General features: G+C 72.8%; 15 protein-coding genes. 8 read left to right on the forward strand and 7 right to left on the reverse strand.

All coding sequences use genetic code 11. From position 1 onward, the window contains the following. Nucleotides 1–68: 68 nt before the first annotated feature. Nucleotides 69–1394, reverse strand: a complete 1326-nt coding sequence (locus tag IRY44_RS27520) for a hypothetical protein (protein WP_228532929.1) — start codon at nucleotides 1392–1394, stop codon at nucleotides 69–71. A gap of 138 nt (nucleotides 1395–1532) precedes the next feature. On the opposite strand from IRY44_RS27520, the gene IRY44_RS27525 reads away from it, so the two are divergent. The 3 genes from IRY44_RS27525 to IRY44_RS27535 all read left to right on the forward strand — a co-directional run bounded on the left by IRY44_RS27525 (nucleotide 1533) and on the right by IRY44_RS27535 (nucleotide 4129). Beyond that, on the forward strand, nucleotides 1533–2231 hold the full coding sequence (locus IRY44_RS27525) for an HAD family hydrolase (protein ID WP_194803097.1): 699 nt from the start codon (nucleotides 1533–1535) through the stop codon (nucleotides 2229–2231). Nucleotides 2232–2253: 22 nt separating this feature from the next. Then, the gene (locus tag IRY44_RS27530) at nucleotides 2254–3039 is read left to right on the forward strand and encodes a DUF4184 family protein (protein WP_194803098.1); all 786 of its coding nucleotides are present in this window, start codon (nucleotides 2254–2256) and stop codon (nucleotides 3037–3039) included. Between the two features lie 388 nt (nucleotides 3040–3427). Continuing rightward, nucleotides 3428–4129 (forward strand): hypothetical protein, encoded by a 702-nt coding sequence (locus IRY44_RS27535; RefSeq protein ID WP_194803099.1) that lies wholly within the window; start codon nucleotides 3428–3430, stop codon nucleotides 4127–4129. A gap of 12 nt (nucleotides 4130–4141) precedes the next feature. Here the strand turns inward: IRY44_RS27535 and IRY44_RS27540 are convergent, their stop codons facing one another. The 3 genes from IRY44_RS27540 to IRY44_RS27550 all read right to left on the reverse strand — a co-directional run bounded on the left by IRY44_RS27540 (nucleotide 4142) and on the right by IRY44_RS27550 (nucleotide 5249). Further along, nucleotides 4142–4423 carry an SCO0607 family lipoprotein gene (locus IRY44_RS27540; RefSeq protein WP_269697282.1) on the reverse strand — a complete coding sequence of 94 codons (282 nt, stop codon included), beginning with the start codon at nucleotides 4421–4423 and terminating at the stop codon, nucleotides 4142–4144. A 71-nt stretch (nucleotides 4424–4494) separates the two neighbouring features. Next, nucleotides 4495–4770, reverse strand: a complete 276-nt coding sequence (locus IRY44_RS27545; protein ID WP_013287312.1) for a hypothetical protein — start codon at nucleotides 4768–4770, stop codon at nucleotides 4495–4497. Nucleotides 4771–4817: 47 nt separating this feature from the next. Then, entirely contained in the window at nucleotides 4818–5249 is a 432-nt protein-coding gene (locus tag IRY44_RS27550; protein ID WP_135241065.1) for a hypothetical protein, read from the reverse strand. 396 nt (nucleotides 5250–5645) lie between these two features. Here IRY44_RS27550 and IRY44_RS27555 point away from each other — a divergent pair, with 396 nt between their 5' ends. From IRY44_RS27555 to IRY44_RS27570, 4 genes are read left to right on the forward strand one after another with little or no spacing between them, the layout of a single operon-like run. Continuing rightward, entirely contained in the window at nucleotides 5646–6929 is a 1284-nt protein-coding gene (locus tag IRY44_RS27555) for an ABC transporter substrate-binding protein (protein WP_194803101.1), read from the forward strand. Beyond that, complete coding sequence (locus IRY44_RS27560; RefSeq protein WP_135241063.1) at nucleotides 6926–7927, forward strand: carbohydrate ABC transporter permease; 1002 nt, start codon at nucleotides 6926–6928, stop codon at nucleotides 7925–7927. Before IRY44_RS27555 ends, IRY44_RS27560 begins: the two co-directional genes overlap by 4 nt. A gap of 1 nt (nucleotide 7928) precedes the next feature. Continuing rightward, nucleotides 7929–8765: a carbohydrate ABC transporter permease gene (locus IRY44_RS27565; RefSeq protein ID WP_135241062.1), complete on the forward strand. Its 837-nt coding sequence runs from the start codon at nucleotides 7929–7931 to the stop codon at nucleotides 8763–8765. A 9-nt stretch (nucleotides 8766–8774) separates the two neighbouring features. Next, nucleotides 8775–9983: an ABC transporter ATP-binding protein gene (locus tag IRY44_RS27570; RefSeq protein WP_194803102.1), complete on the forward strand. Its 1209-nt coding sequence runs from the start codon at nucleotides 8775–8777 to the stop codon at nucleotides 9981–9983. Between the two features lie 80 nt (nucleotides 9984–10063). Here IRY44_RS27570 and IRY44_RS27575 read toward each other — a convergent pair whose 3' ends face one another. Continuing rightward, nucleotides 10064–11167, reverse strand: coding sequence for a winged helix DNA-binding domain-containing protein (locus IRY44_RS27575; RefSeq protein ID WP_194803103.1), 1104 nt, complete (start codon nucleotides 11165–11167; stop codon nucleotides 10064–10066). A gap of 203 nt (nucleotides 11168–11370) precedes the next feature. Further along, nucleotides 11371–11862, reverse strand: a complete 492-nt coding sequence (locus IRY44_RS27580) for a GNAT family N-acetyltransferase (RefSeq protein ID WP_194803104.1) — start codon at nucleotides 11860–11862, stop codon at nucleotides 11371–11373. Between the two features lie 85 nt (nucleotides 11863–11947). Between IRY44_RS27580 and wrbA the strand changes: the two genes are divergently transcribed. Beyond that, nucleotides 11948–12565: an NAD(P)H:quinone oxidoreductase gene (gene wrbA / locus IRY44_RS27585; RefSeq protein ID WP_120569050.1), complete on the forward strand. Its 618-nt coding sequence runs from the start codon at nucleotides 11948–11950 to the stop codon at nucleotides 12563–12565. A gap of 66 nt (nucleotides 12566–12631) precedes the next feature. On the opposite strand, the gene IRY44_RS27590 is transcribed toward wrbA, so the two are convergent. Beyond that, on the reverse strand, nucleotides 12632–14551 hold the full coding sequence (locus IRY44_RS27590; protein WP_194803105.1) for a chorismate-binding protein: 1920 nt from the start codon (nucleotides 14549–14551) through the stop codon (nucleotides 12632–12634). Nucleotides 14552–14654 lie beyond the last annotated feature (103 nt).

Consider the following 14654-nt stretch of genomic DNA (forward strand, 5'->3'; position numbering starts at 1 on the left):
GCGGCCGATCCTCACCGTGCGCCGCTGACGTGCGGGGCGCGGCGGGGGTACCGCCGCGCCCCGTACGCTCACGGCAGCGGCAGGAACGCCAGCCGGGCGTGGTACTCCCCGGCCACCGTCACCGTGTCGCTGCCGATCCACAGGCCGCGGTCGGTGGCGTACAGCTCCTGGGTGCCGACGCCCCGGTCCTTCGTCGGATTCCACGGCAGCGCCTTGCCGGTGGTCGGGTGGATCGCCCCGATGCCCGGCCGCGGCACCGCGCCCGGACCGGCCGAGTTGCGGCCCAGCGGGTTGTCCAGCCAGCGCTGATGGCCGCCGACGTAGACCGCCGCGCCGGTCACCGCCACCGACAGCAGCGTGTCGCCGCCGGTGTAGTTGGCCCAGGTCGGCTGCTTGCCGCCGGTGGCCGTACCGAACTCGAACCGCGCCGCGGTGTCGCAGAGCGTGCCCGGGAACGGGCCGCCGGTGGTGACCGCCGCGAACCAGGTGCCGTCCGGCGAGATGTCGACGCCGCGCATGTAGACCGGCATCGTCCGCGCGCACTGCGGCTGGTAGCGGTCGGTGGCCCAGCCGGAGAGCGTGGCACCGGCCGCGCTCAGGTCGGCGACGGCGATCTGGTGCCGCGCCACGCCCGCGACGCTGCTGAAGCCGCCCACGAACACCAGCCGCCGGCCGTCGGCGGAGACGTCCAGCGCCTCGACCTTCACCGGCGCGGTGGCACCGGAGGTGGTCGTGCGCGGACCGGCCAGGTTCAGGTTGACCGACGCGTCGGCCGCCCCGGTGGTGGCGTTCACCGCCGCGAGGGCGCGCCGGGTCACCCCGCCGACGGTCTGGAACGCGCCGCCGACGATCAGCCGGTTACCGACCAGGCGCATGTCGTTCACCTGGTTGTTCAGCGCCGGCGTGGTGAACCCGGCGACCCGGGCGCCGGTGGCCGCGTCGATCCGGGCCAGCCGGGACGCGGCGGTGCCGTTGACAGTGGTGAACGCGCCGCCGATGTAGAGCGAGCGGCCGTCCGGCGCGGCGGCGAGCGCCTTGACCGCGCCGTTGACCTGTGGCCGGAACGTGGTGTCGATCCGGCCGGTGGTCGCGTCCAGCGCCACCAGCCGGGGCATCGCCAGCTGGGCCGTCTGGCCGGCGTTGCGCACCTTGCTGAACGTGCCGGCGACGTACACGCGGTTGCCGATCTGGAGGATGCGGTGGACGGTGCCGTCCAGCGCGTGCGGCGTCCAGTCGACCGGGTTGGTGCCGACCACTGTGGTGTGTGCGGCGTTGACGGCAAGTGCCGGGGCTCCCGGCAGCGCCGCGCCCGCGACGGCGAGCGTCGCGGCCACCGCCACGGCGGCGCGCCGCCGGCGCCGGCGTCCAGGTGGATGATCGGGTGAGATCGTCATGGCCGAAGCATGCCGTCCGACCAGGGATTCCGCAGTCGGGTAGCCGCCGGTAACCGGCGGCCGACCGGATAATCCGCGTGGCCCGTCCGGCGACCGGGCAGTACGGTGTGCGGGGTCCGCGAGGGGGAGGGGAACGCGATGCCGTCGCGCCGGGACGCCGCCGTGCTGGTCTTCGACGCCGACGACACGCTCTGGGAGAACAACGTCCTGTTCGAGCGCGTCATCGACGACTTCCTCACCTGGCTGGACCACCCCACGCTGGACCGGGCCCGGATCCGCGCGGTGCTCGACGACATCGAGCGCGCCAACGCCGTCGCGCACGGCTACGGCAGCAAGGTCTTCCTGCGCAGTCTCGGCGAGTGCCTGGAGAAGCTGCGCGAGCGTCCGGCCACCGCGCGGGAGCGCGCCGAGATCGAGCAGCTCGCGGCGGCGCTGGTCGGGCACCAGGTGGAGCTGATGCCGGGCGTGGCCGAGACGCTCGACGACCTGGCAGGCCGGCACGAGCTGCTGCTGCTGACCAAGGGTGAGCGCGAGGAGCAGCAGCGCAAGCTGGACGCCTGCGGGCTGCTGCACCACTTCCGGGCCGCGCACATCGTCCCGGAGAAGGACGCGAACACCTACCGCTGGCTGGCCCGAGAGCACGCCTTCGACCCGGCGGCCGCCTGGATGATCGGCAACTCGCCGCGCTCGGACATCCTGCCCGCCCGGGCCGCCGGGATGAACGCGGTCTTCATCCCGAACGAGAACACCTGGGTCCTGGAACACGACGAGCTGGACCCGTCCGACCAGCGGGTGATCCGGCTGGCCGCGTTCCCCGACCTGGTCCATCACTTCTGAGCGGGCCGGTAACGTCCGGGACGTGCCGCTGACCTTCCCGTCGCACCTGGCGCCGGTGCTGCCGCTGAAACGGTGGCGGCCGGGCTGGTTCGACGGGGTGGCGCTGTGCACCGGCGCGGTGGCGCCGGACGTCGGGTACCTGGTCACCGGCACGCCGCTGGCCCTGAACCTGCGGACGCACACGCTCGGCGGACTGCTCTGGTGGTGCCTGCCGGTCGCCCTCGTGTACGCCTGGGTGGTGCGCCGCGTGGTCGCCGGCATCGCGGTGCACCTGCCCGGGCAGCGGTTGTTCGGCTGGCCCTGGTACGTGACGCTGGCCCGGGTGCGTCACCCCTGGCAGGTGACCGTGTGCTCGGCGCTGATCGGCGCATTCAGTCACGTGGCGTGGGACCGGCTCAGTCACAGCGAGCGACTGCCCCGGCTGCTCGGCGTCGCCGACTTCCGCGCGCTGACCGGCGTCTACTGGTTCCAGTTCGCGGATGTGGTCGCCGGCCTCGGCGGCGGACTGCTGGTGGTCGTCCTGGCCGTGCACGAGGCCCGCCGCGGCCTGCGGGCGGGCGGCGTACCCGTATCCGCGCCGGAGGCGAACCCGAACGTGTTCTGGCGGGTGGCGCTGGCGGTCACCGGGCTCGGCGCGCTGCTGATGCCCGCGCTGCCGGCCGCCGGCGTCCCCGCCCCGGCGGGCGTACGGGTGCTGCACGTGGCCGCGCTGGCGCTCGTCGCCGGTGCCGTCGCGGCCCGGACCGTGCCGCCGCGGCAGGCCGGGCGCAGTCCGCGTCTCGAAGTCGAACAGCGCGAAACCGGGTGACCCCGTTACGCCGACATGCCGCAATTCGGCATAGACATCAATCACAAGTGTGGTCGCCGGTCATCGCTTGTCCGGCCTGCGCGGACGCGCCTAACCTGAGCCCGCGCCCACGTCTCGTCGGGGTGAGACGGGGGCGCACCGGAGTCCGGTGGTAAGAGCACCGTGGAGCTGAGTGCGGGCATACGGCTCGCCGCGCGGAGCCCGGCGGAAGGCGTCGTGCCACGCCTGCCGGGTTCCCGTGGCGCAGACCGCTACCGAACCGGACGGCCGGGGTCAGGACCGGGGAGTTGCGGACCCGGTCCTGACCCGTCCGGCCCCATTTACTGCCTGGCGGATTCCGGGTGGGACGCCTCTGGTGCGTGAGCCGGTCACGGAGCGACACTGAGTCATGACTCCTCAGCGCGCACCGCTGCTCGCCGGCCTGGTCGTGCTGCTCGCGGCGGCCTGCACGGCGACCGGCCACGACGGTGCGTCCACGGCGCCCACCCCGACCGTCGCGGCGGCGTCCGCGCCGGCCGCCACCGGGACGCCGGAGGCCACGCCCACCCCGCCGGTGCCCACCGAGGCCGAGCCGGTCGCCGGGTCCTGGCACGCCACCTGGGGCTGGGCGGTGCCCGGCGGCCCGGTCCGGGTGGCCCATCGGGTACGGGTGCCGGTCGCCCCGCCGCCCGGGGAACCGCTGCCCGTCCTGGTGGCGATCGACGTCGGCGACCACCCGGTGGAGGGGTTCAGCCGGATCACGTTCGCCTTCCGCGGACCCACACCGTCCTACGAGGTCGCCTACGTGCCGCAGGTGGTGACCGAGGGGCGCGGGGCGCCGGTCACGCTACCCGGCACCGCGTACCTGTCGGTGCGGTTCGACCCGGCCCAGGCGCACGACGCCCGCGGCGGCGGGACGGCGGACCTGCCACCGGCGGCGATCCGCTTCCCGACGCTGCGCGGATGGGCGGTGGCCGGTGACTACGAGGGACACCTCAGCTTCGGGCTCGGCCTGCGACCGCCCGACGGCGGCCGGCTCCCGGTGCGGCTGGGGGAGGCCGACCGCCCGGACGGCACCCACGTCGTCTCGGTCGACGTCCGGCGGAGCTGACGCGGGCCTTCGTCAGCGGTCGATGACCCTGTTGTCCTCGTCGATGCCGTGGGTGCGCCAGTAGACGTCCCACTCGTCGTCGACGTACTTCGGCACCTTGCCGTCCGGGTAGCGCACGTACGGCGGGGACGGCTCCTGGCCGTCCGGCACGCAGGAACTGCCGCCCTGCGGGCCGACCGCGATCACCGGGTACTCGTCGCTGCCGCAGATGCTCTGCCGCAGGGAACACCCGGTGGTCGCCATCAGCCCGGTCAGTCCGAGCACGGCAAGAACGATCATGATTCGAGTTCGCACGGGGAGAATTCTCGCCGCCCCGGGCGGACCCGCCATCGGTACGCGTACTCAATTCCGGGTTGGCCCGGGGCTCAGGTCAGCTCGCCCCGCACGATCGCCACCGCCACCCGGCAGAACTCGTCCATGTCCGGCTGGAAGCCGGCCGCGATGTCCGGGTGCAGGCCGGAGCGGGTCTCGTCGAGCAACCGACGGCAGACGTCCTCCACCGGCTCGCCGGCGTAACCGGCGCGGACCCGGTCGGCGGCCGCCTGCAGGGCCGACGTCAGCTGATCCTCCAGCGGGCCGCGCAGCTTCTGCTGCACCGGGTCGAGCCCGCTCGGGTCGAGCGTGACATGTGGCTCCGACATCGGCACTCCCTTCGTCGGCGTCCGCGGTACCCCACCGCGGACGTCGGTCAAACCATCGTCGGTACGGCCGACACCCGGACCAGATACGAGAACTCCTCCGCCGGCTCCTCGACGTACGACAGCCGGCGGATCTGCCGGTCGTCGGACCAGAGCGCGACGTCGACCAGCACCCCGAGGTGGGCGAGGCCGATGGAGGAGACCCGCTTCTTGTCCTGGAGCACCGCGCACACGCCGCCCAGCAGCGTGCTGGCGTCGGAGGTGCGGTGCCCGGGCGGACAGCGCAGGGTCAGGTCCACCTCGACCGGACCGGTCAGCGGGGTCCACCCGGTGCGCTGGGCCGCCGTGCAGGCGGCCTGGAGCAGGGTGCGGACCCTCGTCGCCTGCCGGTGCCCGGCGGCGAAGATGGACAAGGCCTCGGTCTTGACCGGGGGCAGGCCGCTCACCTCGAACGTCAGGGCGAGAGCGCGGGTGTCCTGCACGACGGCACCTCCTCGGGGGAATCCTGCCCAACCGGGGAACGCGCGCACGGCACTTCCCGTCAGAACCAACCGATCGGGCGGGCGATGGGGGACGGCCGGAGGCGCATCGGCGTCGACGGCGACGCGCCGGCTACGGAGCCAGCCCCACGCTAGTGCAGACCGCTGACGCTGGGTAGCCTCCCCGTTTCACTACGTGGGACGAGCTGTCGGTCGTCCCGGCCGGTTCGTGCTGTCGCCGTCACATGTCCGTGATGTTTCGCTCCGTCGCAGGTCGGGCACGTTCAGCCGCACGACACGCCCGGGGCGTCGGGCGATCGGGCCGATGCCCCGGTCGTATCGCCGTGCACCGGGGCACGGGTCACCCCCCGGTTCTTCGCCGAAGAGAGGGGGAGGGTGATGACGACAGTCCCCGACACGGCCGCACGGCGGCCGGCCGGACGCGCGGCGGCGGCAGCCGCCGCGCTGGCGTTGGTGGCCCCGCTGGCCGCCTGCGGATCCGGCGGCGACGGCGGCGTCCCCACGATCAACCTGTACTACCCGCCGGAGCAGAACCTGCAGAAGGTCGTCGACACCTGCAACACGCAGGCGCAGGGGCGGTACCGGATCGACTACCGGGTGCTGCCGCGCGAGGCCGACGAGCAGCGGGTGCAGATGGTGCGCCGCCTCGCCGCGCAGGACAGCGGGATGGACGTGCTCGGCCTGGACGTCACGTGGACGCAGGAGTTCGCCAGCGCGAAGTGGATCCGGGAGTGGACCGGCCAGGACAAGGCCGAGGTCGAGCAGGGCACGCTGGCCGGCCCGCTGGACACCGCCCGGTACGAGGACGAGCTCTACGCCGCGCCCAAGAACACCAACGTGCAGCTGCTCTGGTACCGGTCCGACCTGGTGTCGCAGCCGCCGAAGACCTGGGACGAGATGATCTCGGCCGCCCAGCAGCTCAAGGAGCAGGGCAAGCCGTACCAGGTGCTGACCATGGGCGCCCAGTACGAGGGCCTGGTGGTGCTCTACAACACGCTCGCCGAGAGCGCCGGCGGCAAGATCCTCAGCGACGACGGCAAGAAGGCGGAGATGGACGCCGGCGCGGTCCGCGCGCTCGACCAGCTCCAGAAGTTCGCCACGTCGGGCGTGACCTCGCCGTCGTTCAGCAACGCGCTGGAGGACCCGGTGCGGCTGGAGTTCCAGTCCGGCAAGGGCGCGTTCCAGGTGAACTGGCCGTTCGTCTATCCGGCGCTCCAGGAGGCCAACCCCGATCTGGCGAAGAACGTGAAGTGGGCCCGGGTGCCGGGCATCGACCCGGGCACCCCCAGCAAGGTCACCATCGGCGGGGTCAACCTGGCGGTCAGCACCTACTCGAAGCACCCGGAGGAGTCGTTCGAGGCGGCCCGCTGCCTGCGTAATGCCGAGAACCAGAAGTTCTCCGCCGTCAACGACGGCGTACCGCCCACCATCGAGGCCGTCTACGACGACCCGGAGATGACCGAGGCGTACCCGATGAAGGAGACCATCCTGGAGGAGCTGAAGGAGCCGGCGGTGCGGCCGCTGACCCCTGCCTACCAGAGCATCTCCACGGTGATGTCGGCGATCCTGTCGCCGCCGTCGGCGATCCGGCCCGAGCAGACCGCCGACGAGCTGCGCAAGGCGATCTCCGACGCGCTGGAGTCCAAGGGGGTTCTGCCATGAGCGTGAACGCCACCCCGGCCGGCGCGCAGGCCGCCGCCGAGGCCGAGGCCGAGCAGCCCGGCGGACGGCACGCCGCCGTACCGGAGCAGCGGTCCCGGCGCGGCTCCCGCGCCCCGCTGAGTGACAACAAGCGTGCCGAGCGGCGCCTCGGCCTGCTGCTGTGCGCGCCGGCCGCGCTGGTCATGGTGCTGGTCACCGCGTACCCGATCCTGTACTCGGTCTGGCTGTCACTGCAGCGCTTCGACCTGCGCTTCCCCGACGAGCGGCAGTTCGTCGGGCTGGAGAACTACGTCACGGTGCTGACGAACGACTTCTGGTGGACCGCGTTCGGGGTGACCGCGCTGATCACCGTGGTCACCGTCGCGGTCGAGCTGGTGCTCGGCATGGGCCTGGCGCTGATCATGCACCGGACGCTCGTCGGCCGCGGCATCGTCCGCACCGCCGCGCTGATCCCGTACGGCATCGTCACGGTGGTCGCCGCGTTCTCCTGGCGGTACGCCTGGACGCCCGGCACCGGCTACCTGGCGAACCTGTTCGACGGCAGCGCCCCGCTGACCGAGCGGGCCAGCTCGCTGGCGATCATCATGCTGGCGGAGATCTGGAAGACCACCCCGTTCATGGCGCTGCTGCTGATGGCCGGGCTTGCGCTGGTGCCGGAGGACCTGCTCAAGGCGGCCTCCACCGACGGCGCGACGGCCTGGCAGCGGTTCACCAAGGTGATGCTGCCGGTGATGAAGCCGGCCATCCTGGTCGCGCTGCTGTTCCGCACGCTCGACGCGTTCCGGGTCTTCGACAACATCTTCGTGCTCACCAACGGCGGCAACGAGACGTCGTCGGTGTCGATGCTCGCCTACAACAACCTGATCCGGGGCCTGAACCTCGGCATCGGCTCCACGATGTCGGTGCTGATCTTCATCACCGTGGCGATCATCGCCTTCGTGTTCGTGAAGCTGTTCGGCACCGCTGCCCCGGGCAGCGACGATGGGGAGAGGCGCTGACATGGCAGTGGAAACCACCACGCGGGCGAAGGTGCGCTGGGGCCTGCTGGACGTCGTGGTCGTCGTCTTCGCGCTGGTCCCCGTGCTCTGGATCGCCTCGCTGTCGTTCAAGACCCCGGCGACGCTCACCGACGGCAAGTTCTGGCCGCGCGAGTGGACGCTGGACAACTACCGGACCATCTTCGACACCGACCAGTTCGTCCGCGCACTGGTCAACTCCATCGGCATCGCGCTGATCGCCACCGCGATCGCCGTGGTGCTCGGGACGATGGCCGCGTACGCGATCTCCCGGCTCGACTTCCCGGGCAAGAAGCTGCTGGTCGGCGTATCCCTGCTGATCGCGATGTTCCCGCAGGTGTCGCTGGTGTCGCCGCTTTTCGAGATCGAGCGGCAGCTCGGGCTGTTCGACACCTGGCCCGGACTGATCCTGCCGTACATCACGTTCGCGCTGCCGCTGGCGATCTACACGCTGTCGGCGTTCTTCAAGCAGATCCCGTGGGACCTGGAGAAGGCGGCGAAGATGGACGGCGCCACCCAGGGGCAGGCGTTCCGGCGGGTGATCGCGCCGCTGGCCGCGCCCGGCGTGTTCACCACGGCCATCCTGGTCTTCATCTTCTGCTGGAACGATTTCCTGTTCGCGATCACGCTCACCTCGACCGAGCGGTCCCGCACGGTCCCGGTGGCGCTGCAGTTCTTCACCGGCGAGTCGCAGTTCGAGGACCCCACCGGGGCGATCTGCGCCGCCGCCGTGGTGATCACCGTGCCGATCATCCTGTTCGTGCTCTTCTTCCAGCGCCGCATCGTCTCCGGTCTGACCTCCGGCGCAGTCAAGGGATAGGTGGTAGCAATGGCCGACATCGTGCTGGACAAGGTGAGCAAGCGGTTCCCGGACGGGACCACCGCCGTACAGGACGTCGACCTGGAGATCGCCGACGGCGAGTTCGTCATCCTGGTCGGCCCGTCCGGCTGCGGGAAGTCCACCACGCTCAACATGATCGCCGGGCTGGAGGACATCAGCTCCGGTGAGCTGCGCATCGGCGGCGAGCGGGTCAACGACAAGGCGCCCCGGGACCGCGACATCGCGATGGTCTTCCAGTCGTACGCGCTCTACCCGAACATGACGGTGCGGGAGAACATGGCGTTCCCGCTGCGGCTGGCGAAGGTGGACAAGGAGACCATCAACCAGAAGGTCGACGAGGCGGCGAAGGTGCTGGAGCTGACCGCGCTGCTGGACCGCAAGCCGGCCAACCTGTCCGGCGGCCAGCGGCAGCGGGTGGCGATGGGCCGGGCGATCGTGCGACAGCCCAAGGCGTTCCTGATGGACGAGCCGCTGTCGAACCTGGACGCCAAGCTGCGGGTGCAGATGCGCACCGTGGTGTCGCGGCTGCAGAAGCAGCTCGGCACCACCACCGTCTACGTCACCCACGACCAGACCGAGGCGATGACGCTCGGCGACCGGGTGGTCATCATGCGGGGCGGCGCGGTGCAGCAGGTCGGGCCGCCGCAGGAGCTGTACGACCACCCGCGCAACCTGTTCGTCGCCGGGTTCATCGGCTCGCCCTCGATGAACTTCGTGCACGCCGTCGTGGAGGACGGCCGGCTGCGGACCGCGCTCGGTGACGTGCCGGTCGGCGACCGGATCCGCCGCGAGCTGGAGGCCGGTGACGCGCCCAAGGAGCTGATCCTGGGCATCCGCCCGGAGCACTTCGAGGACGCGGCGCTGATCGACGACGAGACCCGCCGCCGGGGCATGGAGTTCGAGGCGCCTGTGGACATCGTCGAGTCGATGGGCTCGGACAAGTACGTCTATTTCACGGTCGAGGGGGAGCGGGCCACCGCCGCCGAGCTGGAGGAGCTGGCCGCCGACACGGGTGCCGCGGACTTCGCCGGCGCCGGGTCGAACCTGGTCACCCGGCTGTCGGCGGAGTCGCCGGTACGCGAGGGCGAGTCCCGCCGGGTCTGGTTCAACCTGGAGAAGATCCACCTGTTCGACCCGGGCAGCGGCCGCAACCTGACGCTGCACGAGGGCCGGTCGGCCGGAGCGCTCGCCGACTGATCCCTGGATGCGTGCGAAGGGCCGGTGGCGGTGCACGCCGCCGGCCCTTCGGTCTGCTCGCGTCCCGGGTGCCCACGCTGTCACCAGGAGTGGCGCAACTCCAGCCCGAGGAAGCTGGCATAGCCGGTCAGGGCGGCCCCCACCTGCTCGCGCAGCGCGGCGTCGAAGGGCACGAGCTGCTGGACCGTCACCGTGACCGCCTTCGCGCCGACCGTCCGCGTCCAGGTGCCGGCCACGCGCCCGCCCCGCACCACAGTCGACCGGAACACCCCGTTGTTGCCGGGGACCACAGCGGCGGCGTGCGCCGGGTCGAGCATCAGCGAGCGGTCCTTGAAGCCGAGCAGGTATTCGTCGAAGCCGGGCAGCGTGTGCACGTCGTCGACCGGCGCGCGGGGCGCGTCGAGCAGCGCGGCGTCGACCACCGCGGGCTCGCCGTCGACCTCGACCGGGGCGAGCAGGTCACCGGCCAGCGTGATGGCCCGGGTCGCGTCGGTGACGGTCAGGCCGGTCCACCGCGCCAGCTCGTGCCGGGACACCGGGCCGTGGCCGCGCACGTAGCGGTGCGCCAGCAACGCCAGCGCCTCGTCGCGCTCCGGGCGGCGCGGCTCGGGCGCCCACTCGTCGAGCAGCACGAACGTCTGCTCGGTGCCGACGTGCGGCGCGATGCAGGTGACGCCGCGCTGGCTGGCGTACCAGAGCAGGTGGTAGCCGCGCTGACCGTCGGTGGCCAGCCCGGCGGCGCGCAGCGCCGCCACGCACCCGGCGCGGGAGAGCCGGCCACCGCCGGCCAGCGCCGCACCCAGCACCTCGCCGGCCCGTTCGCCGTCGGCGACGGTCAGCCCGAGCTGCCGCCACCGCCCGGCGATGCCGGCCAGCGTCCGCACCCCGGTCAGGTCCAGCATCCACCGCGCGTCGGGTGCCGGGACCAGGTGCACGGTGCCGCGCATCGGCCAGGTGCGCAGGGCCTCGCGCCGCTCCAGCGCCGCGCGGACGTCGTCCTGGACGGCGCCGGGAAGGCGTACGCCGAGCGACCACAACCCGCACGCCGCGTCCTGCGCCTGCATGGCGCCGAACCACTCGACCACGTCGGCGACACCCCGCGGGCGGGCGGTGGGGTGCGGGCGCAACAGCAGGCCGGTCATGCGCAGCGCGAGCGCCTCGGCGCGGTTGAGGCGTACGGTCACGGGCGTCAGCGTAGGCCCGGGGTACGACAGCGCGGCCCCTGATCGCGCTGCGCCGGCGGCGCTGCCGACATCAGCGCGATCCCCCGTTCAGGTTCCCGGCGCGGGGGCGGCCGCTGCGGCCGGCGCCGGTCCGATCAGCATCCCGTGTGAGCTGGACCGGGACAGCGATTGCCGGCGGAACTTGCGCAAATCTTGAGCCACGCTCAGGCCAGGCGCCGGTGCATGACCAGCAGGTCGACGTACCCCCGGGTGGGGTGCCGGAAGCCCTCCGGCACCCGGCCGATCACCTCGAAGCCCAGCGACCGCCACAGCTCGACGGCCCGGGTGTTCGTCGCCACCACGGCGTTGAACTGCATGGCCCGGTAGCCGTCGGCCCGGGCCGCGTCGAGCACGTACGCCGCCAGCGCCCGGCCGACGCCGCGCCCGGCGGCGGCCGGGGCGACCATGAACGAGGCGTTCGCGACGTGGTCGCCGGGACCGCCCTGGTTCGGCGCCAGCTTGGCCGAGCCGAGCACCGCGCCGTCCGGCGCCACCGCGACCACCGTCCGCGCCGGCGCCGGCGGCATCCAGAGCCCGCGGGCCTGCTCCTCCGTGACGTCGCGGGGCCAGGTGTACGTCTCGCCGGCCGCGACGATCTCGCGGAGGAACGGCCAGATCAGCGGCCAGTCGGCGGGCGTGGCGGTGCGGATCTCCACCCGGAGAGCATGCCATGCCCGGAGTTTGACGGGACAAGTAACGGGTAGTCGCCGGAGCTGACCCGAAACGAGGAGGGAACGTCTGATGGATGGCCAGGTCAAGGTCGCGGTGATCTATTACAGCGCGACCGGCATCACCTACCAGATGGCGCAGGCGGCGGTCGAGGCGGCGGGGGAGGCCGGCGCCGAGGTGCGTCTGCGCAAGGTACGTGAGCTGGCGCCCGACGAGGCGATCCGCTCCAACTCCGGCTGGCAGGCGCACCGGCTGGAGACCCAGGACGTGATGGAGGCGCAGCCGGACGACCTGTCCTGGGCCGACGTGATCATCATGGGTTCGCCGACCCGGTACGGCATGATCGCCGCCCAGCTCAAGCAGTTCATCGACACCACCGGCCCGCTCTGGGCGGCCGGCGCGCTCGCCGACAAGGTCTACAGCGGGTTCACCTCGACCGCCACGTCGCACGGCGGCCAGGAGGCGACGCTGCTGTCGCTGTACACGGTCTTCTACCACTGGGGCGGCATCGTGGTGACCCCCGGCTACACCGACCCGAGCCAGTTCGTCGCCGGCAACCCGTACGGCGCCTCGCACACCAGCAACAACGGCGAGGTCGCCCCGGACCACGTGGCACTGGCCGCCACCGCGCTGACCGCCAAGCGGGCCGTGCTCATGGGCGCCGCGCTGAAGCGGGGCATGGCCGGCTGAACCGACTGGCGACCGGTGGCCGGGCGGGGGCTCTCGAACCCGTCCGGACCACCGGTCGCCAGTGCCCTACCCGCGATCGGCCGCTCCATGCGCGCTCAGCGCCGGCCGGTCGAGCAGATGCCCGAGCAGATCCGCCAGGACCCGCGTGCCGTCCTGGCTCAGCACCGACTCCGGGTGGAACTGCACCCCGGCGAAGCCGGCGCCGCGCAGCGCGTGCACCGCGCCGTCGGCCGGGTCGCGGGACACCTCGACCGGGCCGTACGGGCCGGGGACCCGGTCGGCGTCGGCGCGGGCGGTGAAGCTGGCGTAGAACCCGACCCGCCGCGTCGTCCCGAACACCGGCACGTCCCGTGGCAACCCCTGGTACGGCGCGTCGCGGCGGTGCAGCGGCAGGCCCAGCAGCCCGGCGAGCAACTGGTGGCCCAGGCACACCGCGAGCGTCGGCCGGCCGGACGCGAGCAGCTCGGTCAGCAGCGCCCGCAGCGCCACCATCTTCGGCGCGGTCGCGTCCCGCGGGTCACCCGGGCCGGGGCCGACCACCACCAGGTCGTAGCCGTCCAGCGGGCCCGGGTCCGGCCAGTCCCGCCGGCTGACCGCCAGGCCCAGCGCGCCGAGCTGGTGGGCGAGCATGCCGGTGAACGTGTCCTCGCCGTCGACGATCAGCGCCCGGCGCCCGGCCAGCCCGCGCAGCGCGAGCGCCCCCGGTTCCCGCTGCTCCAGCCAGAACCGGGCCAGCGGGGCGTTGCGGGCGGCCAGCGCGGCGCGTACCTCGGGGTCGTCGGCGTACCGGACGGCCGGTTCGGTGGCCGAACGCGGCGCGTCCGGGCCAAGGCCGAGCGCGGCCAGCACCCCGGCGGCCTTGGCGTGCGTCTCGGCGACCTCCCCGGCGGTGGTGGAGTGCCGGACCAGCGTGGCGCCGACCGGCACGCGCAGCGCGCCCTCGGGCGAGATCTCGGCGGTACGGATCAGGATCGGCGCGTCGAGCGTCTGCCGGCCCTGGTCGTCGCGACCGAGCAGCGCGAGCACCCCGGCGTAGTAGCGCCGCCCGATGCGCTCGTGCCGGGCGATCACCCGGCAGGCGTTCTCCATCGGGCTGCCGGTGACGGTGGGCGCGAACATCGTCTCCCGCAGCACGTCGCGCACGTCCCGGGAGCAGCGCCCGGCCAGCAGGTACTCGGTGTGCGCCAGGTGCGCCATCTCCTTCAGGTACGGCCCGACCACCTGACCGCCGTGCTCGGCGACCACGGCCATCATCTTCAGCTCCTCGTCCAGCACCATGTACAGCTCCTCCACCTCCTTCTCCTCGTGCAGGAAGCGCAGCAGCTCAGTCCGGTCGACGGTCCCGCCCCGGTGCCGGAACGTGCCGCTGATCGGGTTCATCTCGACCAGCCCGTCGGCGACGCTGACGTGCCGCTCGGGGCTGGCGCCGACCAGGATCCGGGTGCCGGTGTGCACCAGGAACGTCCAGTACGCGCCCCGCTCCCGCAGCAGCAGCCGGCGCAGCGCGGCCAGGGCCGCCGCCAGCGGGTCGCCCTGCACCGTGGCGCACATGGTGCGGTGGATGACGAAGTTCGCCCCCTCGCCGCGGCCGATCTCGTCGGCAAGCACCCGTTCCACGATCGCCGCGTACTCGTCGTCGGCGATGTCGAAGCCCGCGTCGCGGGTGCGTACCTCGGCGTCGGGCAGGTCGTCGAGCAGGTCGGCCAGCGGTATCCGCCGGTGCTCCTGCACCGTCAGGAACTCCAGCGGCAATCCGTCGTCGACGCACTCGAATCCGCGTTCGGTGACCTGCCGGAACGGCACCAGGGCCAGTGTGTGCGGACCGGCGCCGTGCTCGGGCAGCGGCAGGTCGGCGAGCAGGCCGGCGGTGCGTACCGGGCCGGTGAACAGGTCGACGTGGTCGGTGCCCTCGCGGCGGACGAGGGCGAACGGGCCGGGGTCGCGGCCGGCGGCGACGGCGGCGAGCGGGTCGGACGGGCGGGTCATCGGTTCTCCTCGGTGGGCCGGTGGCCGCCGGTGAAGGCGACCCGGGATGCCGGGGAGAGACCGGCGGCCGCCTCGTCGGGCGGCCGCGTCGGGAAGCTACGCG

This window comes from Micromonospora sp. ANENR4, from assembly GCF_015354395.1.
In the GTDB taxonomy this organism is placed as follows: Bacteria; Actinomycetota; Actinomycetes; order Mycobacteriales; family Micromonosporaceae; genus Micromonospora; species Micromonospora aurantiaca.